Below are 23,094 nucleotides of genomic sequence, written 5' to 3' on the forward strand. Positions count from 1 at the left end.
TGGAAAAAAGTAATGGTAGTGAAACAGAAAAAAGGTGGGATGGTATGCCTAAAATAGCTTCTGTCGGTGTTTGTATTCCACCGAACCATTTAACTCAAGAGACAACGATGGAATTTGCTGCTGAGCTCTTCCAGCAATCATTCAAAGATCTTCCACGATTACTAAAGGTGTTTGAAAACGCTGAAATTCAGAGTAGAAACCTTGCTGAAGATATAACATGGTTTAGGCAAGACCATACGTTTGAGGAGAAAAATAACACGTATATCAAACATGCCGTTGAATTCGGAATGAAAGCGATAATAAATTGTTTACATAATCAAGCATTTTTACCAAAAAACATACCATACAAGGAAATAGATGCTATTTTTTTCATTTCTACAACAGGAATATCGACTCCAAGTATCGAAGCGAAAATTATGAATCATTTACCATTTTCTCCTCACACAAAACGAATACCAATATGGGGATTAGGCTGCGCGGGTGGCGCAGCGGGTTTATCTCGTGCATACGAGTATTGTTTAGCTTATCCAAAGGCAAAGGTGTTAGTAGTCTCCGTTGAACTATGTAGTCTCACTTTTCAACGAAATGACCGATCAAAAAGTAATTTAGTGGGAACCTCATTATTTTCTGATGGGGTTGCTGCGGTACTTGTAATTGGTGACTCAGCTGCAATGAAGCAAAATGAGGTAACAAAAGCATTTCCTTCAATTGTTGATACACAATCAACTTTAATGCCTAATTCAGAAGAGGTGATGGGTTGGGATATAAAAAATGAAGGATTGTTTGTAATTTTTTCAAAAGATATACCATCAATCATAAAATCGTGGTTAAAACCAAATGTAGAAAAATTCCTCGAAAAACACCAATTAAAATTAGCGGATATTCAGCATTTTATTGCTCATCCTGGTGGAAAAAAAGTAATTGAGGCATACGAGGAATCCCTAGGTTTCGGCAAAGAGAAAACAAAGATTTCACAAAAGATTCTCAGGGAGCACGGAAACATGTCATCTGCTACGGTTTATTATGTGCTAGAAGAATTCATGAAGCAAAATATTCCGAAAAATGAATTTGGATTAATTGCTGCATTAGGACCAGGTTTTAGTTCTGAGTTGTTGCTCGTAAGGTGGGTGGGGTAACATGTTATTCATACTATTTGTTTCGATTATTGTGCTTCAAAGGGTTTTGGAGCTTTATATTGCACGAAAAAATGAAAAGTGGATGAAAGGACAAGGAGGAGTCGAATATGGACAAGAACATTATCCAATCATGGTTACAATGCATATCATGTTCTTTGTTGCATTACTTGTAGAAGTGCTTGTCCTAAATAAGCAACTATCCTCGTGGTGGCCGGTATTACTTTCATTATTTTTCGTTACCCAGGCAATCCGTATTTGGGCATTATCTTCATTAGGGAAGTATTGGAACACGAAAATTATCGTTTTACCAAATACATCCATAGTAAAGAAAGGTCCATACAAATACTTCAGGCATCCTAACTATACAATTGTTGCTCTTGAGATATTAGTGATTCCGATGCTGTTCGAGGCATTTTGGACTGCAGTTATCTTTACGATTTTAAATGTTCTCATGCTTTCTGTCCGTATCCCTCTAGAAGAGAAGGCTTTAATGAGTGTAACAGATTACACAGAGCAGTTTAAAGAGATCTCCAGATTTCCAACACCTTTAAAGAAATCGTAAAAAGGCTAGATAAACTAGCCTTTTTTCTTATTGTACGACCTATTTTTTATAGGAAATTATGCAGGAATACAGTAGAATATAGAATAGAAAACGTTTTAATGGATAGTAAAAAGGAGATATGCACGTCATGAGTCATAAGATAGCAGCCGGAGAACAAAGACTTACGGAAGACAATTTGCTCACAAACTTAACTGGTGTTTATTCTGTAATTGAAAAATCAGGGGATAGTGAGCAATCTAGGAAAATGAAACAGCTGATAAAAAAACTGTATGATCGAGAATATAGCATCGGTTTTTGCGGGCACTTCTCTGCAGGGAAGTCCAGTATGATTAATGAACTTGCAGGTAGTGATATTTTGCCTTCAAGCCCCATTCCAACAAGTGCGAATTTAGTAAAAGTTCGTTCAGGTGAGAAAATAGCACGTGTGTATATGTTTAACGGTGAGGTTGTGGAATTTCCTGCACCTTACGACATAGATGAAGTAAAGAAGTTTTGTATGGATGGCGGGGAAGTGGAATGGATTGAAATTGGTACGAATTCTTCGTTCATTCCTAATGGAGTAACTATACTTGATACACCAGGTATCGATTCAGTTGATGACGCCCATCGTGTAGCAACTGAATCTGCCCTACACTTAGCAGACATTATCTTTTATATGATGGACTACAATCATGTTCAATCTGAAGTGAGTTTTCATTTTACAAAAAAGCTTCAAGAAATGGATAAACCACTTTATTTAATTATTAATCAGATTGATAAGCATCAAGAGTCAGAGCTTCCGTTTGAACAATTCAAAGCTGGAGTTCAACAAGCGTTTCATGACTGGGGTGTAGAACCAAATGATATTTTCTACACGAGTATTAGAGAAAAAAATCATGAGCAAAATCAATTGTCTGATTTAAAATCATATCTTTCACTTGTGTGGGAAAAGAAAGAGGATGCTCTTCTACAAGGGATCGTAAATGCATCTAAAAACGTTATTGATGATCATATTGAGTTTATGAAAGATCAAGATCATGATTCGTTTGAAAAGTGGGAGAAAGAATTATCAAGCATAGATCGTGAGGATAGAAATAACATCTTATACAAGATCCAACAAATGGAACAAGAAAAATCAATAGCTAGTCAACTTTCTGAGAAAGCATATGAGTGGTTTCAAGGAGAATTGAATAAAGTACTTGATAATGCTTATATTATGCCATTTCAAACACGTGAATTAGCAAAAGGCTTTATGGAATCAGAACAGCCGGATTTCAAAGTAGGATTACTGTTTTCTAAGCAAAAAACGGAAAAAGAAAAAGCAGATAGGTTGCAAGCCTTCCATTCTGACCTTCTTGAAAAGGTACAGTCGCAAATTGATTGGCATGTTAAGGAATTACTGTCTAAGTTCACTAAGAAATATAGTTTATCGGAAACAGAAGCAAATGAATTGTATGATTTAAACGTTACCATTTCACCAGATGATATTAGAAATTTAGTGAAAAAAGGTGCTCAAGTAACAGGAGATAGTGTGCTAAATTTCACGAATGATGTTGCAGCCGAGTGTAAACGTAAATACCGTAACGCTGCGACAATTCAAATAGAATCTTGGCTGCCTATTCTGAAAGTTCAAAGCCAATCCAAGATTACATTATTAACGAAAGAAATAGAACATGTTCAGAAATATAGAGCAGCTCTAACTGAACTGAAGATGTTAGAAACTAAATTAAATGAGACTAGAGAAAGTTTACTAGATTGTTTGGTAAACGGACCATCAAAAAACATTACTGAAGTGAAGAACCTACTACTTGAATCTTTTAAAGATGAAAAAAAATCAATTTCAAACGATGTAATTACTGCTAAACCTGTAGTAGAAGTAGAAGAAGTAGTTACAGAGAAAACAGCGATTCCAACTGAAGAACCCGTGAAAGCCAAAGATTCCGATTATAGTACAGGTGAAATGATAACTAAAATCGAATCAGTTGTCGATTCTCTTCAAGAGGTTAGAGGGTTACAAACTGTCATTAAGGAATTATCTGAAAAGGCAACTCGACTAAAAAATCAATCCTTTACAGTAGCGTTATTTGGTGCATTTAGTGCAGGTAAATCTTCATTTGCGAATGCATTAATTGGGGAGAAATTACTACCAGTTTCACCAAATCCAACGACTGCTACGATTAATAAAATTAAACCAGTAACAAATGAATACAGACACGGTACTGTTCGAGTGCAGGTGAAGGAAGAAAAACAAATGGAAAAAGATCTAGCCTTCTCACTCAAGTTCTTTGATAAGGATTTCACAACCATTTCTGACTCATTGCTGCAAATTCAAGAAATATTGAAGCTTGAACAGATTGAGCCGCGTCAGAAACCACATTATAGCTTTTTAAATGCTGTTCTATACGGATTTGATGAAGTGAAAGATAACTTTGGTCAGTTACTATATGTAGGACTAAAAGAATTTGAAGACTATGTAGCCAAAGAGGAGAAATCTTGTTTTGTTGAATGGATTGAAGTGTATTATGACTGTGATTTTACAAGACAAGGAATTACCCTAGTAGACACTCCAGGCGCTGACTCCATTAATGCTCGCCATACTGGTGTAGCGTTTGAGTATATTAAGAATGCAGATGCAATTCTCTTTGTAACGTATTACAATCATGCCTTTTCCAAAGCTGACCGGGAGTTTTTAATACAGCTTGGACGTGTCAAAGATGCGTTTGAGCTAGATAAAATGTTCTTTATGATTAATGCGGCAGATCTTGCTTCATCACTAGATGAACTTGAAATTGTTCAAAACTATGTAAGTAGTCAGCTGTTAGCATACGGTATTAGAAATCCGAGACTATATCCAATCTCTAGCTTACTAGCATTACAAGAAAAGCAAGGGCTTAACATTGAACAACAAAGTGTGATGAATAGTTCAGGGATATCAAAGTTTGAGATAGCATTTAAAGACTTTATTCACCACGAGTTAACAGAATTAACCGTAACATCAGCAAGATTAGATCTTCATAGAGTAAAAAATGTTATTAGAGAATATATGGAAACAGCTCTAATAGGAAATGAAGAAAAAGAACACCGTAAACTGAAACTTGCTGAAGCACAAAGCAAAATTAATGAAATAATTTCAAGTATCCAGACAGAATCACATTTGCGTGCAATCCATAAAGAAGTAAAAGAGTTATTGTATTATGTTAAACAACGTGTGTTCTTACGTTTTTCTGATATGTTCAATGAATCCTTCCATCCGTCTGTTTTAAAAGATGAAGAAAAGAATATAAAAAGAGCATTAAACAATAGTCTTGATGAACTTCTTGAGTTTGTAGCGTTTGATTTAATTCAGGAACTTCGTGCAACGAGTGTACGAGTAGAAGGCTTTGTGAAAAAGCAATTAAAGTCTGTCCACAACCAAGCAAATGTGGACATTCAAAACATTCAACAAACCTTACAACTCACATATAAAGATCCTTCAAGAATAGATCTCTTGCCGTTCGAAAACATGGCGGAGCAACTATCAAAGGATATGTTCCAAAAGGAAATATCGTCCTTTAAAAACGCAAAAACCTTCTTTGAAAAGGGCGGGAAAAAGCAAATGAGAGATGAACTTGAAAAGCTATTACAAGAGCCTGTTTCATCGTACCTCATGAACAATGAAGAAAATATGGCTGAATATTATGCATCTAATTTCATTAGACAACTAGAAGATTGGAAAGAACGTGCAGAAGTTGAAATGGAGAATTATTTTGATGGTATGCTTGAAGTGTTATCTGAAAAAATTGACGTGGAACAGTTAAAGAAGATAGAAGCAAATGTAACAGAAATGATAAAGTAGGGAGACTGTCATGAGCAATCATCCATTTCATGCTTGTGCAACATGTATTCACTATACGGTAGATAAAACAGATAAAGGCGTAAGCTTTCGATGTTCACGATTAGGATTTGCAACAAACCCAAAATATCAGTTCAATTGCTGGACGCCAAAAGAGAATGTAGTACAATTAATGAAAAAAAGAGGGTTTGAGAAGGAAGGAGATTTCAATGTCAGTTCATAAGGAAATATCAGCTCACTCATCTAAACAACATGAGCTAGTAAAACAATTTTTAATGTTAGAGGGACAACGAGAGAGGTTCATTGATGATGCCGTATCGTTATGCCTTGAAGGAAAAGAGTTTTCAACTGAAAGTATAAATAAAGTAACTCTTCAAATTAATGAGTTAGCAAAACAAGGTATTATCCCAGTGCGAAAATTGGTTACAGAACATATGGTTCAGGAGTATGCAACGAAATTAAAAGGAAACCGTTAATGAGTAATATCAAGTCATTTGAATGGGTACTAGAAAATATTGATAATCCAAACGTAAGAATATTTGATTGTCGATTTCAGTTACATGACCCGGCAGCAGGAGCGAAGTTGTATACAGAAGAACACCTCCCTAATGCTTTTTATATGGACTTAGAAAAAGACTTATCGAGTGAAATTCAAGAGCATGGTGGGAGGCATCCGCTTCCTGATATACAAAAACTAACTGAAAAGCTTTCAAGGTTAGGTGTAGATGATTTGGTAACGGTCGTTGCCTATGACGACCAAAATGGGGCGATGGCCTCCAGGTTATGGTGGCTAATGAAGTACTTAGGGCATGAAGATGTGTTTGTTTTGAACGGAAATTTTAGTTCTTGGAAAGAGCAAGGACTACCTTTAGATACAGCTATTTCAGCTATTAAGCGAAGGAATTTCCATCCTTCTATACAAAAACATATTGTGGCTTCAGTAGAGGATGTAAAAGCGAAGTTAGATAATCCCCAAACCATTCTAATTGATTCGAGAGAACCTAATCGCTATCTTGGGATTGAAGAGCCAATTGATAAAATTTCTGGCCATATTCCAGGTGCTGTGAACTATTTTTGGCAAGAGTCATTTGAGAATGGATTATGGAAGAACCAAGCGCATTTAGAAAAGCGATTTCAAAACATACCAAAAGACAAAGAAGTAATTGTATATTGTGGATCGGGTGTTACAGCTTGTCCTAATATCCTCTCACTAAAAGAAGCGGGTTATGAGAATGTGTTGCTTTATGCAGGTAGCTGGAGTGATTGGATAACATATTCGGATAACCCAATTTCTTCTAAATAGTCCTTTTCCTAATGGAGAAGGGCTTTTTCTATTTCTCTGGTCAACATAAAAACGAAAAAGCTACAAATACTATCTATGGTTTATAACATTCTTAGAAAAGGAGTGATGAAGATGGGAAGAACGAAAAACGCTAATGCCAATGCTCAACGCAATGATAATGTAAAAAAGGGAAATTCTCCAGAATTTCAATCCTATGCGGAAGTAGAAGCAGAGAAAGCAGGAATGAAGAAAAAGAAGTAACAATTTCCTCCTACGGTGTTAGTTTGCATACATAACGGCAGTTGTGGGAGTCATTGTTATAAAACCGACCCTGTCTTATGTTGACAGGGTATTTTTATATAAGCTGTATTTTAACTATCTATGTCAATTTTAAGGCAATAGCGGAGGTGTAGTGGGAGGTATTTGACTCCTAGCGAAGATTTAAAGCACAATTAACGAAAAATAAGTACATGAAAAGGAAATCAACATCATTGATTTACAAAACATAATATAAAAAAATAAAGTGTTCTCTTTATTTGGAAAAATCTGATAAGATGTATGAAAGAACCTAAAAAGGAGAACAACTTATGTCAAGTTATACAATTACAACGAAAAAGAAGCAATTTGATTTATCCAAATTCCTCATTATGACAAGCATTATCCTAGTATTTTCATGCATTTTTTTACCTTTTGTTGTGATTTATACATATCAGGATATTTTTATAAGTAACCACATTAATGGATGGTTTTTTACAACACCAAATTCAAATTATGCAATATTTGCCGGGTCTTTATTTTGGTTTGCTATTGTCATGATTTTGTATTTAATTTATAGAAATAGGATGTTGTTAAAGGGAAAGAAAGTAAAGCATTTATTATTTTTAATACTTGCATTTCCTGGGGCAATTGCCATTATCCTTTCATTAAATCATTATTTTTATTTAGATAACCAAGGTATACATTACAATGAATTTTGGGGTGTTGGGACTGAGACATTTAAATGGCAAGATGTCACTCATGCTGAGCAACTTCAAGTTGTTAGAAATGGTGTTATGGTTGAAGGTGATCTTGTCTTTACTTACCAAAATGGAGAAGTCTTTCATATGCCTGTAACGAAGGATGTTCAACTAAATAAACGACGCATCTATACAGAGTTAAGAAAAGTGAATGTAGAAGTAAAGCGAACCCTACCAGATTCAAGTGAGGTAACAAAATAGCTTTCATTAGTTCTATTGGTGTGTGTGCAAACAACTAAGCCCTATTTCTTTCTATTTTTCAATGGATTTATGCATAGAAATAATACCGTATTTGAATTTATATGAAGTCTCTATGTCTTGTTTAGTAGTAACTCTTCAGAGAAACTATGATTATTTTATTAGCCAATAACTAACAATCATCCAATTTTCATACTATGTTATAATAGACATGCAAAAGTGAAAAGGGGTGTAAATGTGGCAGAGACAAATAAAAAAATGCTACTTGTAGATGGGATGGCATTATTGTTCAGAGCGTTTTATGCAACTGCGGTGAGCAATTATTTTATGATAAATAGTAAGGGTATGCCTACAAATGGCGTACATGGATTTATTAAGCATTTATTTACGGCAATTGACCACTTTAATCCGAGTCATGTAATTTGTTGTTGGGATATGGGAAGTAAAACGTTTAGAAACGAAGAATTCCCTGAATACAAAGCAAATCGTGGTGAAGCACCGGTTGAATTAATCCCTCAGTTTGATTTAGTTAAGGAAGTAGTGGATTCATTAGATATTCCTAATATAGGGCTGGTTGGTTATGAAGCAGATGACTGTATTGGTACTATCGCAAAGAAATATAGTGGGGATTATGACATCACAATAGTAACGGGAGATCGAGATATTCTTCAGTTATTGGATGAACATATTTCTGTAGCAATTGTACGTAATGGTTTTGGGAATTATGAGGTGTACAAGCCTGAAAGGTTGTTTGAAGAGAAAGGCATTACACCAGACCAAATGATTGATCTTAAAGCACTGATGGGTGATCCGAGTGATAACTATCCAGGAGTGAAAGGGATTGGCGAAAAGACAGCGTTGAAGTTGTTAATTGAGTACGGAACGATTGAAGGAATACTTGAGAATTTACCAAAGTTAACAAAATCACAACGTGCTAAAATTGAAGATAGTATCGAGATGTTACATCTTTCACATCGATTAGCTCGTATTCATTGTGAGGTACCTATTGAGTGTAATCTAGAGGAAGCAATTTTTAATGTGAATAAAGATCGAGCCCTTTTGACATTTAAAGAGCTTGAATTTAAAGGGCTAGATCGACTTTTAGGTTAATAAATAGGAATGGGGAATCCCCATTCCTATTTTGTATTTGATCGTTTTGCAGCATTTTCTAATTTAGTTTTTGGATCTGGAGTATGTTCATCCTGCGCATAGCCTTGTGGGTTAATTCCTTGTGCCTTTTGGCCACGATTATGTTTATGTGTCATTGAAGCTTCACCTCCATTAATAGTGTTTGAAGAGGAAACAACATTTATGTAAAGAACGAATAGTTTATTCCCTCAACTTAAAGAATAAGATTGAGGTGATATTATGAACAAGGGTATTATTACAGCGATTGCAACAATAGGGTTAGCCCAGTTTTTAAAAATACCAATAAAACAAGCTAAAACAGGTGTCTGGGATTGGGGTACCTTTAATGATTCAGGTGGTATGCCAAGCTCCCATTCTGCTGGTGTTACATCATTAGCTACGTATGTCGCACTAGATCGCGGGGTTTCTACCATTGACTTTGCCCTTGCATCCATTTTTGGGATGATTGTCATGTATGATGCTCAAGGGGTTAGACGTCAGGCAGGGGAACTTACTATTGCAGTAAATGAAATAGACGAAGAAGTTGAAAGGCTTCAAGGACAAGAAGATCATCATTATCATGATAACAAGGAAAAAAGGTTAAAAGAAATGCTTGGCCATCAACCGGAAGAAGTAATCGCTGGTGCACTTTTAGGGGTGGTCACAGGAACAATCGCACATTTCCTTACAAATAAATAATGGTAAATGTGCCAAATATTTTGTATGATAGAAATAGATAAAGTTTGTCGAAATTAGGGGAGAAGTGTCAGTTGCAGTGAAAAAAACAGTGAATGACTATGTTGAATTTTTAATGGAAAAAGGATTTGTTTTTGGGGAAGAGGCGTTAGGTTTCATTTCGTTTGGACAAATGTATGCTGGTGCTAGTGATGAACAAGTCATCCATGCCATTGAGATAACGTTAAAGGCTCAGCTCCAATTTGATGGAAGTTATTTTGTAGCCCTCTTAGAACAACTAAAAAGCGAAGGAATTACTTCGAAAAAGCAGGCTTTTCAATATGCACAAAATAAAGGTATAATTAGCGTTTAAAATGTAGAAAACCCACTAAAATTTAGTGGGTTTTCTTTTTAAGCAGATTTCACGTTTTGCAAGGTTTTATCCTTTTTTTTGTGAGTAGGTAACTCGGAGAAGATCATCCCCATAAAGATAAGCAAGCACCCAATAATTGCAAAGACACTTAACCGTTCATCTGCCCAATAATAGGCTGTAATTGCTGCGAAAACTGGCTCCATCGCAAATATTAGGGCTACTCTTGTAGGAGTTGTATATTGCTGTAATTTTGTTTGAGCAAAAAAAGCAACCGCAGTAGCTAAAACAGCCGTTACAAATAATGCGATCAAAACATCTTTTTGAAGGATGATATCTTGATTAAATACTACCTTCCAGTCCTCAAAAATAAATGCTCCAATAGAGGAGAAGATTGCGACACCTGTTATTTGTGTAATCGTCAAGAGCATGCTTGGGAAATCATTTGTATACTTTCCGGTTAAAATGATATGCATCGCAAAGGCAATCGCACATCCTAAAACGAGTACATCACCTTTGTTTAATAAAAAGGAGTCACCAAATGATAATAAAAATAAACCAGCAACTGCAACAAGTGAACCAATTACAGCAATTGCGCGAGGCTTTTGCTTTAATATAAAAAAGCCAAGTAAAGGAACTAATACAACACTTAACCCAGTAATAAAGCCTGCTTTAGAGGATGTTGTGTATAGTAGTCCCATCGTCTGAAGTGCATAGCCTGAAAATAAGCAAGCTGCGATAAATAACCCCGAGATGAATAATTTTTTATTGATCTTTTTTACCTGATCTCGATTAAACAATATAAACCAAATTAATAAGAGAAATGCTGCAAATAAAAAACGAACTGCATTAAATGTGAACGGTTCTAAAAAAGAGATTGCTTGTTGTACAAGAACAAACGTTGCACCCCAAATAAACGCTACAAATAGTAAAATAATATCAGCAAGAAGACGCTTTTTCATAGTTGTTCCTTTCGAGGGTTCAGTTTTTTCGAATAGCTTCTCTAGCAAGTTTATCCGCCACCGGATTTTGTGAACTTGGAATCCACTTTATAAAAAATAAGTCAAATTGTTTGGATAACTCTAATGCTTTTTCTAAAAGTGGTAGATACTGTTTGTTTTTTACATATTCTTTTTCCATTGCTTGGTCTACTAATTGTGAGTCAGTACGAAATGAAACAATACTTAGTTTCTTTTCTATACATATCTCTAAAGCCTTTATTAGTGAATAATACTCAGCTTCATGATTAGACATAGTTCCAAGAGGGATTGAATGCTGTTCAACAATTCCATTGCCTTTAATAAAGATGCCCGCTCCAGATGGACCTGGATTGCCACTACTTGCGCCATCAATATACACTTCTATCAAGAGCAATCCTCCTTTAAATTTCTATGAAACATACTATATCATTGTTTCAACATAACGAGAAGTGGAATGTTTCTTTATTTCTATCCTAATATATAAGTATGTATAAGCGATAAAAACTAAGGGAAAATGAAGATATCGATAAATTGGAGGCTGAACGAAAGTGAAAGTTTGGATTGAATGGAAATATAAAACCGCTAAAAACTTAGTTACTACTCTTACATCAGAAGTCATGTCTGCAAAACAAGCATTGCTTTTGGCTAATGACTTTTTGAAAACAGGTAGAACAAAGGAAGTTGTATTTTATGATGAGCAGCATACGATGTGGACGAAAAAGGAATTCGAAAAGCTTTTAGAGGAAATCGTAGAAGAACCAAATGATATTGAAGTGTTTTTTGACGGAGGTTACGATGTAGATACTAAGCAAGCTGGAATTGGTGTTGTCATTTACTATACGAGAAATAATCAAAACTTTAGAATAAGAGAGAACGTATTTATAGATCAGCTGGGCTCTAATAACGAAGCAGAGTATGCAGCTTTTTGGCAAGCTGTTTTACGTTTGGAGGAACTAGGAGTTCATAATATGCCTGTACAATTTAAAGGTGACTCCCAAGTTGTATTAAATCAATTATCGGGTGAATGGCCATGCTTTGAGGACGAATTTAATGTCTGGTTAGATCGTATTGAAGAAAAAGTGAAACAATTAGGAATTAGACCAACTTACACTCCAATATCGAGAAAAGAAAACAAAGAAGCGGATCAATTAGCGTCGCAAGCTTTACAAGGAACAATGGTTTCTAGTCACCTAAATCTCTCAGAATAAGGGGGAAATTAATTGAGGCAAAGTCGAGTAATTCACGAAGTAAGTGAACTCTTAGATCATTATTGTGAACAATGCTTTGTAAATACGTACTTTAAAAAAGAATTCGGTAAAAGATATGCCCAAAGGTTTTGTATCAAGGAATGTACGGTAGGAGAAAAGTTGAAGGAATATGGAAAAATCCTTTCATATAGAAATTGAAAGAGGCTGACTCAAAAGGTTGTTAAATAAAGGCCTTTCAGAGTCAGCATTTTTGTTTTCGTAGTTATTGTAATAAATTAGGTATTCTGTAGTGATGGCTTGATTCTATCAATAAGGACAATTTGTTTTGAATTGTTTGTTTTAGTAATACTTTTTGTAGATAATCTATTATCTATTACATAGTGTAATGAAGCGTAAGACACTTGACTCCTGCGGGAGGAAGAGAAAAGGTTGAGACCCCGCAGGCGAAGCCAAGGAGGCTCAACTTTCTCCCCGCGGAAAGCAAGTGTCTGGAGCGAAATGGAACGGACATCATTTTAAAATTAACATTCCATTACCAAGTAGAAATAAAACGAGGCTACCCAAAAGTCATCTATTCATGACTTTTGGGACAGCCTCTTATTGTTGTGCTTCAGTAAGCTGTTGTTCACATTGTTGAAGGAGCGATTCTTGGCGTGCGAGAAATTCACCATCAACACCTGTCTCATCATTTCTAACTGAGTTTAATTGTGTTCTTGCATCTTGAATAGCTGACGACGCATCTTGTATAAGCTCTGGGTCCATACTCATTGTTGCTGACCCTACCATTTTTTGTGCTGCTGCTACGCTCATTTCAACTTGTTTTAAATCGTTAAACGGTTCTGACATCGGTCATTCTCCTTTCACATTATCAACTATAGATTCACCGAAAAAAGAAGAACTATACATGAAGAAAAACTGTATAAAATCCCGGAATACTCTCCTTATTATGCTCATATATTGAAGAAAATTATAGTTGGGAGAGTGTACGAATGTATCGTACCAATATAGACGGACAAAAAGTTGTAATTCGCTTCACACAAACTCAACAAAGCTTCGATTATCATATTGTGGACGAAGCAATTAAATCAATACTTCAACTACAAAGTAAAATCCTCCTATATAAAAAACAGTGCATAGCCACAATTATAGATTCATTTGGATATGTAGTCTCATACGTGCAAGATGGGGAAATACTAGATATTCAAATTCAAAATATTATCCCATTTGATAATGTGTTTAATAAATAAGGCTATTTTCGAAATAATGTGAAACACAACTTCTTTGACGAACGGGTTGCACCGATACCTAACCAGAGTTTCTATATTTTTTTGAAAAAAATAATCTATGCAAGAACACCATAATTAACAGCATCCTGAACAATTAGATCCATCGGAGTTATTTTTGTTAAACTACCATGATAATTCTCTAAGTTAACTTTCAATTTCATACTAAACTCTTCTGAAGATAGAATAGTGACTAATTGGTGTTCAAATGATACTAAATTGTCATTAAAAGGCAATATTGTTATAAGACCATGTTCTAGTAGTGCATCGACATTGATTTTTTCTTGGCCAGGTAAATGAGTATAAATAAATATAGGCTTTCGTTTCATTAAACATTCACTTACGGTAATCCCTCCAGGTTTTGTTAAAACAGCATCCATTGAATCATATAACGTGTTTAACTGTTTTTTACATGAAATATAACGATAAGGGCAAATCCTTGGATGATCTTGCTTTACTAAACGTTTATAAAGCTTTTCGTTACTGCCGCATAATACGTGATATTGTATGTGCCCATCACGTTGAACATTTCCTAATATACGGTCTAATTTTCCTACTCCTAAACTACCCCCTGTTAAAAGGACTTGAAATTTCGTTTTATCTTTCATTACTCTAGAATCAAAATGAAATTCTTCATGCACGGGAATACCTGTCGAATAAATTGATTCCGGATTAACACCTTTCGTTAATAAATATTGTTTCATAGATGGTAGTGATATAAAATGTGCATCAACAGCTGTTGTTCCCCAAATGTGATGGATAAAGTAATCTGTGTATACATTGATAAGCTTTGCGTTACATATCCCTTGTTTTTTAAGTTTACAAATTAAATATGAAGGTAAAGCGTGTGAACAAACAATATGGGTTGGATTTTGTTCTTGTATTAACTTTTTCATGGAGCGTAAAAATAGAACCTCATATAACTTGAACTCTTTAGTTTCGTCTAAAGATTCATATACTGATTTTTTGTACAACCAATGATACATATTTGGAAAGTAATCGATCCATTTTATATATATCGTTGAAATAAGGGGCTCCATTTTTTTATAGGTATAACTTAATATATCAACCTTTTCCCATTTCACGAAGTTATACTCCTCATTTAATTGATGAGTCATCGTTGTAACAACTTGATGGTGACCTGATGGTATTTGTAAAAATGGTAAAAATAATACCTTTAACATTTTATTCTCCTCATTGTTGTGTTGTATTTATTATAGTATGAGGAGAGATTGAGACTTTCATGTACTAAAACACCCTTAATTTTCCAAAATAATATTGTAGTCAAAAGGTGAAGAATATTATTGTGAATATGTAAATAAAGGGGAATTGAACGTGGGGAATATGGTAAGGAGTTGGTTGCTACTTCTATGGGTTTTACTTGATCCGATATATTATTCCTTTACCCGGCTATCATATATCCAAGATCAAAAATCTAACATCTTTAGAGTGAGAATAACTAGATATAAAGGCAGAGAAGCGTTACTTTCAGACGGAATTACAATTAAAAAAAATGATATGTTGATTAAAATCCATTTACATAATGCGAGATTGTTAAATGATTTAGATAAAGTGACTTGCGATGTAACGAGGGGAAGATTTGTTTTTAAAAGGGTGTTAGAATCATTACCTGGTTTAGCCAGTTATATTGAACTTCACCCTAGGCGTGATGAGATAAAAGGTATTATTGGAATCACTACATTGCATAAAGGATGTAGACGTTTAGGATTTGAGACTTATGATATAAAAAACCGCTATTATCGTACGTTAAAACAAATCCCATTTCTAGTAATTAGTGTACTCTCATCTAAAAACTTCTCAAAAATCCAAAAGCAACAACCAAAATACTTATTTATGTCAACCGAATCACTTACTAGTCGTTATAAAGTCAACTAACAACAACTACCACTATTCAACACGTCTCCTGTTTACTATACTTGAGAAAGTAAACAAGGAGGGGAACAATAGTGGTTTATTTACTTATTAGCTTCCTATTACTTTTCATTCTAGCAACCTATGGTTTTAGAAAAGGAAACCAAAATACATCGGATATCTCCGTTCAATATATACAGATAACGAACAACGATCAACAACCTGCTACTCCAAAATCTCTTTCAATTCTTCATTTATCCGATCTACATCTTGAAAATATCTCAATATCACCACAAGAATTGTATAATAAGGTAGTGAATGAAAAAATAGACCTTATCGCTCTTACAGGAGATTTTCTAGATCGAAAGAGAACGATAGCAAAGTTAAAACCATATTTAGAAGTATTAGAAAGACTACGTCCAACGTACGGCACATATGCGGTATTTGGAAATCATGATTACGTACTAAGTAGAGAGCCGTTTAACCGTTTAACACGAATGTTAGAAGAACATGGTTGTCAAACCCTTCGCAATGAAAGTGTAATTATTCAAACAAAACAAGGCCCCATTAATATTATTGGTATTGATGACTTTAGTACAGGAAGAAGTGACCTAGAAGAATCGTACGAAAATGTGGGTGCAGGATACAAACTCGTCTTAACGCACGATCCTAATATCGTTATGCATATGAAAGATTATTATTTCGATTATTTGTTGGCTGGTCATTTCCATGGAGGGCAAATCTGCTATCCAAAGCCATATCATTTAGTGAAAATGGGGAAATTAGTAAAACTTAATATGGTCAAAGGATTACACTATTTTCATAACAAACCATTTTATATTAGTGAAGGTTTAGGGCAAACTGGATTAAATATTCGTGTTGGAAGTAGACCTGAAATTACATTCCATAAGGTAACCATTCAGAATAATCAAGAGATTAAATTATCATCCTAAAAGCTAATAGAGCTGTGCATTTTATGCACAGCTCTATTGTTTTACGTTCTGATTTATTGTGGAATGATGAATGAACCTGTATAAACCTCGTACTAATATAAATGTACAAAAAATTGAGATAAAACTGTACAACCAGTTCCAAGATTTCTTATACCTGATTAACTTTGTATTTTTCTCAAGCCAATCCTCAAAGAGAGCCATTGGGAGACTAAAAAGAACCCCTTTAAGTATGATGCTTTGTAAATTTGATTCCTTTGTAATTTGATTATAATAAACACATGTAATAGGAAAGAGAAGATAGCTGAAAACAACACTAATATCAAAAGATTTTAATAGGTTTGCCGGGTATTTAATATATCCTTTTCGAACAACTATTGTATCTACAAATGAGGAGATGTAGCTCTTTAGTAAGAAAATTAAAAGCCAGTCCTTACTAGGTGGCTTTCTAATTAAATTGAAGAAGCTAAGGATACCAAAGGCAGTTAAAAATCTTAAAAATCTTTCCTCTTTTTTATATCTCATTCTTAATTTCCTTCCTCATTTTATAAGGCTATTTTCACATAGATTGTTGTTCCTGGAATAGTTTTATAACTACGTAAAGAGTAAGGTTTCGAGGCATCTTTTCGTGAAGGCAATGAATAGTTCACTATGTATTGACCTATTAAAGGTAAACGAAATTTGATTAGAATCTACAAACTATACAAAAATTGCCTTCTATACATAGTGTTACACTGCCACTTAAGGCAGTGTTAGTCTTGTGGGTTCGTCTTATCTGTTTTGTTCTTAACGTTACGTTTGTTCCCTTTGCTGTTATCTCCAGGAACAATTTCATTTGAAAATTCCTCTAATTGATTTCCTCGCTCTGGAGCATTTTGATTTTGGCTTCCTTTATTTGGTCTTTTAGTCATTGGAATCCTCCTAAAATGTGGGTAACTGATCTAAATTGTTTGATGGATCTCCATCTGCATTACTACGGATATACATTTCTCCATCTCTTCCTGCAAATGTGTTCATACCTTCAAGTTTGTGATTGGAAACTTCAGCTAAAGCTTCTTGGTATGTTAACACTCGGCCAGATGATGTTTTAAACATCGTAATATCTCCATCACCGTTTCGCTGGACTGCTACAACTGTTTCACTCATCATCATCCCTCCTGTAGCTTATCTTTACCTATCTATCTTAAATATATGTAATCTGTACTAGGTACATATGGTATGATGAAGAAAAAATGAAGTGGTGGTTACAATTGGAAATAAGGTCAATCACACCTGAGGATGCAGAACTATTTCTTGCTCTAAGTAAAAGATTGGATCAAGAAACAGCATTTATGTTGTATGAGCCAAATGAAAGAAAAACAACAGCTCTTGAACAAAAAAACATGATTGAACGAATAATCTCTGCCAAGAATTCAACCATTCTGGTAGCAGAACACATTGATAAAATCGTCGGTTTTATAGCATTATTCGGTAATAAAAATCTAAGAAATAAACACTCTGCCTACATCGTAATCGGAATTTTACAGGATTACACGGGAAAAGGACTTGGAACAAAACTTTTTGAGCAGGGAATCCTATGGGCGAAAGCTCAAAACTTTCACCGCCTTGAGCTAACGGTCATGGTACATAATAAAAGTGGGATAGCTTTGTATGAAAAGATGGGTTTCCAACGAGAAGGAATAAAGAAGCATTCTCTAAAAGTTAATGGACAATGGGTCGATGAATATTACTATTCTTATTTAATGGAGGAATAATATGTTTAATTGGCATAAGGAAGCAGAGATGAAGTGGGACGAGAAGGCAACGTTTTGGAATAATAATAGTAGAGAAATGTGGGATGAGGGTAGTCGAAGTACAATCATCCCCTTCTTTGAACAATATATAGCGCCACCTTCTACAGTTCTTGACGCGGGCTGTGGGGATGGGTACGGTTCGTTTAAATTAAGCAAACAAGGTTATGATGTTACGGGGATAGATATCTCTCACCAAATGATTAATAATGCTTCAAAACATATAGGTGGTGAATCATTAAAGTTTGTTCAAGGTGACCTTGCCAGGTTACCTTTTCAAGATAATGAATTCAATGCCCTTATCGCCGTTAATTCAATTGAATGGACTCAAGATCCCTTGGTAGTGCTGCACGAAATGAAGAGGGTAATTAAACAAAAAGGTCATCTATGCGTTGCAATTTTAGGTCCAACGGCAAAGCCAAGAGAGAATAGCTATCGACGATTATATGGAGACTTTGTAATTTGTAATACCATGATGCCATGGGAGTTCAAAAGACTTGCTTTAGAAAATGGCTTTGATCTAGTAGATGGACAGGGAATATATAAACGAGGTGTTACTGAAAGTTTGGTTTCGAAGTTTCCAGAGGAATTAAAACAGTCGTTAACCTTTATGTGGGTGTTTATGTTTCAAAAACAATAGATAAGATATTTGTTAATTTCAATTTATAAGTGAGGGGAAAAGCTATGAAAAAGGAACTATTATCCGATATTGAAATTGCTCAACAAGCAACATTAAAACCTATTTATGAAATCTCTGAAAATCTTGGTATTACAGAGCAAGAACTTGAACCTTATGGTCACTATAAAGGTAAATTAAGTTTAGATATAATGGACCGATTAAGAGATACAAAGGACGCACATGTCATTTTGGTGACATCGATTAACCCAACTCCAGCAGGTGAAGGGAAGTCTACGGTTACAGTTGGACTTGGACAAGCATTACACAAACTTGGCAAAAAATCGATTATTGCAATGAGAGAGCCATCTCTTGGACCAACTATGGGGATTAAAGGTGGAGCAACGGGAGGAGGCTATTCACAGGTTGTGCCAATGGAGGATATAAACCTGCACTTCACTGGTGATATACACGCAATTACAACTGCAAATAATGCATTAGCAGCGTTTATCGACAACCATATACAACAAGGAAACAAGCTGAAAATTGATCAACGCAGAATTGTTTGGAAGCGTGTTGTGGACTTGAATGACCGTGCTTTACGTCAAGTTATTGTAGGTTTAGGCGGTCCGTTGCAAGGTGTTCCCAGAGAAGATGGATTTGATATTACGGTTGCTTCAGAAGTTATGGCTGTTCTTTGCTTATCGACAAGTATTATGGACTTAAAGAACAGACTAGGAAGAATAGTAATTGCCTACAATGTGGATAAAGCACCTGTTACTGTAAAGGAATTAGGCTTTGAAGGTGCATTAACTATGCTTCTAAAAGACGCCATTAAACCAAATCTTGTTCAAACATTAGAAAACACTCCAGCTATAATTCATGGTGGTCCGTTTGCGAATATTGCACATGGCTGTAATAGTGTCATTGCTACTAAAATGGCAGCGAAGCTTGGAGATTATGTAGTGACTGAAGCTGGGTTCGGAGCAGATTTAGGGGCAGAGAAATTTTTACATATAAAATGTCAATCAGCTGGTATCGAGCCGAGTGCAGTGGTCATCGTTGCTACGATCCGCGCTTTGAAAATGCATGGTGGACAAGCGAAAAGTGAGTTAAAAAATGAAAACGTGGCCGCTCTAAAAAATGGGGTTGAAAATCTAGAAAAACATATTGAAACGATTCAATCATTCGGACTTCCTTTCGTTGTGGCTATCAATCGATTTATTACCGATAGCGACGATGAAGTTAACTTGCTACTAAATTGGTGCAAGGAGAAGAATGTACGTGTCTCGTTAGCTGAAGTTTGGGAAAAAGGTGGAGAGGGCGGAATTGATTTAGCGGAGAACGTATTATCTGCAATTTCTTCAGAATTAAATGAATTTCGTGCACTATACAATGTAAACGAATCGCTTGAATCAAAAATTAATACAATTGTCCAAAAGGTATACGGTGCAAAAGGTGCTGAATTTAGTGCAACTGCCCGTAAACAATTAGAGCAATTCGAACAATTAGGATGGGGTAACCTTCCGATTTGTATGGCTAAAACACAATATTCATTATCTGATGATCCCTCAAAGCTAGGACGTCCTACAGATTTTACTGTAACGATTAGAGAATTAAAGGCATCTATCGGAGCAGGATTTATTGTTGCGCTAACTGGTGCAGTTATGACAATGCCAGGGTTGCCCAAGGAACCTGCAGCTTTAAATATGGACGTAACAGAAGATGGGAAAATAACAGGATTATTCTAAAATTGATGATTGTATTACAATGTCATGAAGCAAGAGGGGAGCTCTAGATTTGTTTGATCCAACAATCTTTGATAACCTAAAGATAATAATTGAAGGTGCGGTATACGATCGTGATTTAGATGGTGATTGGTTGGTTATCGATCGAAAAGATATTGTTGATTTAGCGACAATGTCAAGACAATTTTCCGTTTCCTTTCAGCTATTAGAAAAGGAACATTTGAGTTGTACGTGGTTTTTAGCATCATCAGTAGAACAGCTAGCTAGTGAGCTGACTAATCGAGAGGAAACTTTACATGGTTGTTCAACATGGTTGGAATTTTTAATTCAATTGGAAGATGAAAAAGTAGATATAGAACAGATATACAAGATAATTTCCCGGAAGTGGGAAAACCGGGAGATTCTCTGTACAAATTTACAAACATATCCAGCCACAAATAGCTCCACTCTAAAAGTAGAAGTGAGATTTAATCGAGTAATCCGAGAAGAAGATATAGACGATTTACAAGAAATGTTAAATTATATGGAAGAGACATTACATGCTTTGCATGAAAACAGCTAGGAGAATGCAAATGGAATTTTCAATAAATGAGTTTAAAGGATTTATAAAGGATGCATGGGTTGGTGCCGGGTTTACAACTTTTACAGATGTTCAAAAGCAATCAATTCCTAAAATGATGAACAAGGAAGATATCATAGTTGAGTCACCGCCAGGAACAGGTAAAACACTGGCATACTTATTACCGATCTTACAATCGTTACAAGAAGACACAAAGAGTCCTCAGGCTGTCATTATTGCACCAACAAGAGAATTAGTGATGCAGATTCATGATGAGGCAACACGATTTTTAAAGGGAAGTCCGTTTTCTTCCGCAACCTTTATCGGTGGTGCGGATCTTAAACGACAAGTCGAAAAGCTGAAAAAACATCCTCAAATTATTGTAGGAAGTCCACATCGTCTTGTAGAGTTAATTGAAATGAAAAAATTAAAGATGCATGAAGTGAAGACAATCGTAATCGACGAAGCGGATCAATTAGTCGGATCTGGTGTTACAAAAGAGATGGATCGAATTGTACAATCTGCCCTGCGTGATCGTCAATTAGTTGCGTTTTCTGCAACATTGCCCCCTAATACAGTGGAACTATTGCAAATGAAAATGAACAATCCGAAAAAAGTTCAAATACAAACTGCTGTTGAAGCGAGAGAAAACACGCAATTTTACTATGTCGTTTGTGAACGTCGTGATAAAATTGACTACTTACGCCGTATATTGCATACAGAACCAAATATAAAAGCGATTGCGTTTATTAATGATTCTTTTCATTTAGAAGCGTTAGCATCGAAAATGAAATATAAGAAGATTGAAGCAGGCGTCTTATATAGTCAATCTACACAAGCGGAGAGAGAAGCAACGCTTAAAAAGTTCCGATTAGGAAAGTATCAGCTCCTTTTAGCTACCGATGTAGCAGCTAGAGGTTTGGACATTCAAGGAATTACTCATGTTGTTCATTTAGATATTCCAGATCAAATCGAGCCATTCGTTCACCGTTCAGGTCGAACTGGAAGAATGGGGGCAAAAGGAACAGTTGTTGCACTTGCAACTCCTTATGAAGAGAATGTCTTGCAAAATTATGATCGAAGATTAAATCTATCCCTAAAGAAAATGGATTTACATAGAGGACAATGGACAGATCAGAAGCCTGTATACGAGAAAAAGAAACCTATGCAAGTGAGTAAAGGTAAGCCAAACTCGAAGTCATTTAGTAAAAACAAAAATAAAAAGTAGGTAATTCCAAAAGGAGAGCTTATATGTCAATTTTTGATTATAAAGCATTGACAATAAAAGGCGAAGAAAAACTTCTAAAGGATTTTGAAGGAAAGGTCTTGTTAGTCGTTAATACTGCAAGCAATTGTGGCTTCACACCACAATTGAAGGAACTTCAGGAGCTTTATGAATCCTATAAGGATCAAGGCTTTATCATTCTTGGATTTCCAAGCAATCAGTTTATGAATCAAGAGCCAGGATCCAATCAAGATATTCAAGAGTTTTGTCAGTTGAACTACGGAGTAACGTTTCCTATGTTTGGAAAAATTCATGTGAATGGATTGAATGCTCATCCTCTGTTTACCTACTTAACAGAGCAAGAAAAAGGTTTTCTTGGTTTAAAAGCGATCAAATGGAACTTTACGAAGTTTTTAATTAATCAACAAGGTGAAGTAATAAAGCGATATTCACCATCCACTAGCCCCTTAGCTATCCAAAAAGATATAGAAGAGCTTTTACAAGCATAAAAAAAATCGAGATAACAATGCATTTAATTGTATCTCGATTTTTTAATTGTATTTTTTAAGGAGACCATTGAAATATGTGGCTAAACTAATGTTGATTTAAATTCTGAAAATTCCTTTACATAATATTGAGATGTCATTTATAGTTAAAAGGTGGTTATTCCAATTTTTACTAAATC

30 protein-coding genes are annotated in these 23,094 nt (G+C 35.2%); 22 read left to right on the forward strand and 8 right to left on the reverse strand.

The window, feature by feature from the left end; genetic code table 11:
* Positions 1-44: 44 nt before the first annotated feature.
* From JR050_RS16725 to JR050_RS16760, 9 genes are all read left to right on the forward strand, one after another.
* Complete coding sequence (locus JR050_RS16725) at positions 45-1,136, forward strand: type III polyketide synthase (protein ID WP_204204753.1); 1,092 nt, start codon at positions 45-47, stop codon at positions 1,134-1,136.
* 1 nt (position 1,137) lies between these two features.
* The gene (locus JR050_RS16730; RefSeq protein WP_204204756.1) at positions 1,138-1,698 is read left to right on the forward strand and encodes an isoprenylcysteine carboxyl methyltransferase family protein; all 561 of its coding nucleotides are present in this window, start codon (positions 1,138-1,140) and stop codon (positions 1,696-1,698) included.
* A 127-nt stretch (positions 1,699-1,825) separates the two neighbouring features.
* On the forward strand, positions 1,826-5,512 hold the full coding sequence (locus JR050_RS16735; RefSeq protein ID WP_204204758.1) for a dynamin family protein: 3,687 nt from the start codon (positions 1,826-1,828) through the stop codon (positions 5,510-5,512).
* A 10-nt stretch (positions 5,513-5,522) separates the two neighbouring features.
* Positions 5,523-5,732, forward strand: coding sequence for a hypothetical protein (locus tag JR050_RS16740; RefSeq protein ID WP_204204759.1), 210 nt, complete (start codon positions 5,523-5,525; stop codon positions 5,730-5,732).
* On the forward strand, positions 5,719-5,985 hold the full coding sequence (locus JR050_RS16745; RefSeq protein ID WP_204204760.1) for a YpbS family protein: 267 nt from the start codon (positions 5,719-5,721) through the stop codon (positions 5,983-5,985). The genes JR050_RS16740 and JR050_RS16745 overlap by 14 nt, the downstream gene beginning before the upstream one ends.
* A complete protein-coding gene (locus JR050_RS16750) occupies positions 5,985-6,812 on the forward strand; it encodes a sulfurtransferase (RefSeq protein ID WP_204204761.1) in 828 nt (275 codons plus the stop codon). The genes JR050_RS16745 and JR050_RS16750 overlap by 1 nt, the downstream gene beginning before the upstream one ends.
* Positions 6,813-6,923: 111 nt before the next feature.
* The gene (locus JR050_RS20600; RefSeq protein WP_283244090.1) at positions 6,924-7,052 is read left to right on the forward strand and encodes a hypothetical protein; all 129 of its coding nucleotides are present in this window, start codon (positions 6,924-6,926) and stop codon (positions 7,050-7,052) included.
* Between the two features lie 326 nt (positions 7,053-7,378).
* Positions 7,379-8,008, forward strand: coding sequence for a hypothetical protein (locus JR050_RS16755; protein ID WP_204204763.1), 630 nt, complete (start codon positions 7,379-7,381; stop codon positions 8,006-8,008).
* A 255-nt stretch (positions 8,009-8,263) separates the two neighbouring features.
* Positions 8,264-9,115 (forward strand): 5'-3' exonuclease, encoded by an 852-nt coding sequence (locus JR050_RS16760; protein ID WP_204205131.1) that lies wholly within the window; start codon positions 8,264-8,266, stop codon positions 9,113-9,115.
* 26 nt (positions 9,116-9,141) lie between these two features.
* On the opposite strand, the gene sspL is transcribed toward JR050_RS16760, so the two are convergent.
* On the reverse strand, positions 9,142-9,270 hold the full coding sequence (gene sspL / locus JR050_RS16765) for a small, acid-soluble spore protein L (protein ID WP_204204765.1): 129 nt from the start codon (positions 9,268-9,270) through the stop codon (positions 9,142-9,144).
* Between the two features lie 103 nt (positions 9,271-9,373).
* On the opposite strand from sspL, the gene JR050_RS16770 reads away from it, so the two are divergent.
* Together JR050_RS16770 and JR050_RS16775 are read left to right on the forward strand one after the other, a co-directional pair.
* Positions 9,374-9,832 carry a divergent PAP2 family protein gene (locus tag JR050_RS16770; protein ID WP_204204768.1) on the forward strand — a complete coding sequence of 153 codons (459 nt, stop codon included), beginning with the start codon at positions 9,374-9,376 and terminating at the stop codon, positions 9,830-9,832.
* 76 nt (positions 9,833-9,908) lie between these two features.
* Positions 9,909-10,181, forward strand: coding sequence for a DUF6123 family protein (locus JR050_RS16775; RefSeq protein ID WP_346726769.1), 273 nt, complete (start codon positions 9,909-9,911; stop codon positions 10,179-10,181).
* Between the two features lie 38 nt (positions 10,182-10,219).
* Here JR050_RS16775 and JR050_RS16780 read toward each other — a convergent pair whose 3' ends face one another.
* On the reverse strand, positions 10,220-11,140 hold the full coding sequence (locus JR050_RS16780) for a DMT family transporter (RefSeq protein WP_204204770.1): 921 nt from the start codon (positions 11,138-11,140) through the stop codon (positions 10,220-10,222).
* 19 nt (positions 11,141-11,159) lie between these two features.
* A complete protein-coding gene (locus JR050_RS16785; RefSeq protein ID WP_204204771.1) occupies positions 11,160-11,546 on the reverse strand; it encodes a reverse transcriptase-like protein in 387 nt (128 codons plus the stop codon).
* A 160-nt stretch (positions 11,547-11,706) separates the two neighbouring features.
* On the opposite strand from JR050_RS16785, the gene JR050_RS16790 reads away from it, so the two are divergent.
* Positions 11,707-12,366, forward strand: a complete 660-nt coding sequence (locus tag JR050_RS16790; RefSeq protein ID WP_204204772.1) for a ribonuclease H family protein — start codon at positions 11,707-11,709, stop codon at positions 12,364-12,366.
* 12 nt (positions 12,367-12,378) lie between these two features.
* Positions 12,379-12,564: a zinc-finger domain-containing protein gene (locus JR050_RS16795; protein WP_204204773.1), complete on the forward strand. Its 186-nt coding sequence runs from the start codon at positions 12,379-12,381 to the stop codon at positions 12,562-12,564.
* Between the two features lie 399 nt (positions 12,565-12,963).
* Here JR050_RS16795 and JR050_RS16800 read toward each other — a convergent pair whose 3' ends face one another.
* The gene (locus JR050_RS16800; protein WP_204204775.1) at positions 12,964-13,212 is read right to left on the reverse strand and encodes a DUF2564 family protein; all 249 of its coding nucleotides are present in this window, start codon (positions 13,210-13,212) and stop codon (positions 12,964-12,966) included.
* A 143-nt stretch (positions 13,213-13,355) separates the two neighbouring features.
* Here JR050_RS16800 and JR050_RS16805 point away from each other — a divergent pair, with 143 nt between their 5' ends.
* Positions 13,356-13,613, forward strand: coding sequence for a hypothetical protein (locus JR050_RS16805; protein ID WP_204204777.1), 258 nt, complete (start codon positions 13,356-13,358; stop codon positions 13,611-13,613).
* A gap of 95 nt (positions 13,614-13,708) precedes the next feature.
* Here the strand turns inward: JR050_RS16805 and JR050_RS16810 are convergent, their stop codons facing one another.
* Positions 13,709-14,833, reverse strand: coding sequence for an MGDG synthase family glycosyltransferase (locus JR050_RS16810; RefSeq protein WP_204204784.1), 1,125 nt, complete (start codon positions 14,831-14,833; stop codon positions 13,709-13,711).
* 160 nt (positions 14,834-14,993) lie between these two features.
* Between JR050_RS16810 and JR050_RS16815 the strand changes: the two genes are divergently transcribed.
* Together JR050_RS16815 and JR050_RS16820 are read left to right on the forward strand one after the other, a co-directional pair.
* The gene (locus JR050_RS16815) at positions 14,994-15,545 is read left to right on the forward strand and encodes a YkoP family protein (RefSeq protein ID WP_204205133.1); all 552 of its coding nucleotides are present in this window, start codon (positions 14,994-14,996) and stop codon (positions 15,543-15,545) included.
* 68 nt (positions 15,546-15,613) lie between these two features.
* A complete protein-coding gene (locus JR050_RS16820; protein WP_430392896.1) occupies positions 15,614-16,474 on the forward strand; it encodes a metallophosphoesterase in 861 nt (286 codons plus the stop codon).
* 33 nt (positions 16,475-16,507) lie between these two features.
* Here the strand turns inward: JR050_RS16820 and JR050_RS20605 are convergent, their stop codons facing one another.
* From JR050_RS20605 to JR050_RS16830, 3 genes are all read right to left on the reverse strand, one after another.
* Complete coding sequence (locus tag JR050_RS20605; RefSeq protein WP_283244091.1) at positions 16,508-16,996, reverse strand: CBO0543 family protein; 489 nt, start codon at positions 16,994-16,996, stop codon at positions 16,508-16,510.
* Positions 16,997-17,223: 227 nt separating this feature from the next.
* The gene (locus JR050_RS16825) at positions 17,224-17,382 is read right to left on the reverse strand and encodes a hypothetical protein (RefSeq protein ID WP_204204787.1); all 159 of its coding nucleotides are present in this window, start codon (positions 17,380-17,382) and stop codon (positions 17,224-17,226) included.
* A 10-nt stretch (positions 17,383-17,392) separates the two neighbouring features.
* Positions 17,393-17,623: a DUF3892 domain-containing protein gene (locus tag JR050_RS16830; protein WP_204204788.1), complete on the reverse strand. Its 231-nt coding sequence runs from the start codon at positions 17,621-17,623 to the stop codon at positions 17,393-17,395.
* Between the two features lie 80 nt (positions 17,624-17,703).
* On the opposite strand from JR050_RS16830, the gene JR050_RS16835 reads away from it, so the two are divergent.
* From JR050_RS16835 to JR050_RS16860, 6 genes are read left to right on the forward strand one after another with little or no spacing between them, the layout of a single operon-like run.
* A complete protein-coding gene (locus JR050_RS16835; RefSeq protein WP_204204789.1) occupies positions 17,704-18,225 on the forward strand; it encodes a GNAT family N-acetyltransferase in 522 nt (173 codons plus the stop codon).
* Position 18,226: 1 nt separating this feature from the next.
* A complete protein-coding gene (locus tag JR050_RS16840) occupies positions 18,227-18,901 on the forward strand; it encodes a class I SAM-dependent methyltransferase (RefSeq protein WP_204204790.1) in 675 nt (224 codons plus the stop codon).
* Between the two features lie 44 nt (positions 18,902-18,945).
* A complete protein-coding gene (locus tag JR050_RS16845) occupies positions 18,946-20,628 on the forward strand; it encodes a formate--tetrahydrofolate ligase (RefSeq protein WP_204204791.1) in 1,683 nt (560 codons plus the stop codon).
* A gap of 49 nt (positions 20,629-20,677) precedes the next feature.
* Positions 20,678-21,187, forward strand: a complete 510-nt coding sequence (locus JR050_RS16850; protein ID WP_204204792.1) for a hypothetical protein — start codon at positions 20,678-20,680, stop codon at positions 21,185-21,187.
* A gap of 10 nt (positions 21,188-21,197) precedes the next feature.
* The gene (locus tag JR050_RS16855; RefSeq protein WP_204204793.1) at positions 21,198-22,412 is read left to right on the forward strand and encodes a DEAD/DEAH box helicase; all 1,215 of its coding nucleotides are present in this window, start codon (positions 21,198-21,200) and stop codon (positions 22,410-22,412) included.
* A gap of 23 nt (positions 22,413-22,435) precedes the next feature.
* Positions 22,436-22,918 (forward strand): glutathione peroxidase, encoded by a 483-nt coding sequence (locus tag JR050_RS16860; protein WP_204204794.1) that lies wholly within the window; start codon positions 22,436-22,438, stop codon positions 22,916-22,918.
* The last annotated feature ends 176 nt before the right edge of the window (positions 22,919-23,094 follow it).

This window comes from Bacillus suaedaesalsae, from assembly GCF_016890225.1.
In the GTDB taxonomy this organism is placed as follows: Bacteria; Bacillota; Bacilli; order Bacillales; family SA4; genus Bacillus_BS; species Bacillus_BS suaedaesalsae.

Bases quoted from the DNA above. Each gene is read 5' to 3' on its own strand.
- JR050_RS16725 (WP_204204753.1), top strand. From the start codon at position 45: ATGCCTAAAATAGCTTCTGTCGGTGTTTGTATTCCACCGAACCATTTA.
- JR050_RS16730 (WP_204204756.1), top strand. From the start codon at position 1,138: ATGTTATTCATACTATTTGTTTCGATTATTGTGCTTCAAAGGGTTTTG.
- JR050_RS16735 (WP_204204758.1), top strand. From the start codon at position 1,826: ATGAGTCATAAGATAGCAGCCGGAGAACAAAGACTTACGGAAGACAAT.
- JR050_RS16740 (WP_204204759.1), top strand. From the start codon at position 5,523: ATGAGCAATCATCCATTTCATGCTTGTGCAACATGTATTCACTATACG.
- JR050_RS16745 (WP_204204760.1), top strand. From the start codon at position 5,719: ATGTCAGTTCATAAGGAAATATCAGCTCACTCATCTAAACAACATGAG.
- JR050_RS16750 (WP_204204761.1), top strand. From the start codon at position 5,985: ATGAGTAATATCAAGTCATTTGAATGGGTACTAGAAAATATTGATAAT.
- JR050_RS20600 (WP_283244090.1), top strand. From the start codon at position 6,924: ATGGGAAGAACGAAAAACGCTAATGCCAATGCTCAACGCAATGATAAT.
- JR050_RS16755 (WP_204204763.1), top strand. From the start codon at position 7,379: ATGTCAAGTTATACAATTACAACGAAAAAGAAGCAATTTGATTTATCC.
- JR050_RS16760 (WP_204205131.1), top strand. From the start codon at position 8,264: ATGCTACTTGTAGATGGGATGGCATTATTGTTCAGAGCGTTTTATGCA.
- sspL (WP_204204765.1), bottom strand. From the start codon at position 9,270: ATGACACATAAACATAATCGTGGCCAAAAGGCACAAGGAATTAACCCA.
- JR050_RS16770 (WP_204204768.1), top strand. From the start codon at position 9,374: ATGAACAAGGGTATTATTACAGCGATTGCAACAATAGGGTTAGCCCAG.
- JR050_RS16780 (WP_204204770.1), bottom strand. From the start codon at position 11,140: ATGAAAAAGCGTCTTCTTGCTGATATTATTTTACTATTTGTAGCGTTT.
- JR050_RS16800 (WP_204204775.1), bottom strand. From the start codon at position 13,212: ATGTCAGAACCGTTTAACGATTTAAAACAAGTTGAAATGAGCGTAGCA.
- JR050_RS16805 (WP_204204777.1), top strand. From the start codon at position 13,356: ATGTATCGTACCAATATAGACGGACAAAAAGTTGTAATTCGCTTCACA.
- JR050_RS16810 (WP_204204784.1), bottom strand. From the start codon at position 14,833: ATGTTAAAGGTATTATTTTTACCATTTTTACAAATACCATCAGGTCAC.
- JR050_RS16815 (WP_204205133.1), top strand. From the start codon at position 14,994: ATGGTAAGGAGTTGGTTGCTACTTCTATGGGTTTTACTTGATCCGATA.
- JR050_RS20605 (WP_283244091.1), bottom strand. From the start codon at position 16,996: ATGAGATATAAAAAAGAGGAAAGATTTTTAAGATTTTTAACTGCCTTT.
- JR050_RS16825 (WP_204204787.1), bottom strand. From the start codon at position 17,382: ATGACTAAAAGACCAAATAAAGGAAGCCAAAATCAAAATGCTCCAGAG.
- JR050_RS16830 (WP_204204788.1), bottom strand. From the start codon at position 17,623: ATGATGATGAGTGAAACAGTTGTAGCAGTCCAGCGAAACGGTGATGGA.
- JR050_RS16835 (WP_204204789.1), top strand. From the start codon at position 17,704: ATGAAGTGGTGGTTACAATTGGAAATAAGGTCAATCACACCTGAGGAT.
- JR050_RS16840 (WP_204204790.1), top strand. From the start codon at position 18,227: ATGTTTAATTGGCATAAGGAAGCAGAGATGAAGTGGGACGAGAAGGCA.
- JR050_RS16845 (WP_204204791.1), top strand. From the start codon at position 18,946: ATGAAAAAGGAACTATTATCCGATATTGAAATTGCTCAACAAGCAACA.
- JR050_RS16855 (WP_204204793.1), top strand. From the start codon at position 21,198: ATGGAATTTTCAATAAATGAGTTTAAAGGATTTATAAAGGATGCATGG.
- JR050_RS16860 (WP_204204794.1), top strand. From the start codon at position 22,436: ATGTCAATTTTTGATTATAAAGCATTGACAATAAAAGGCGAAGAAAAA.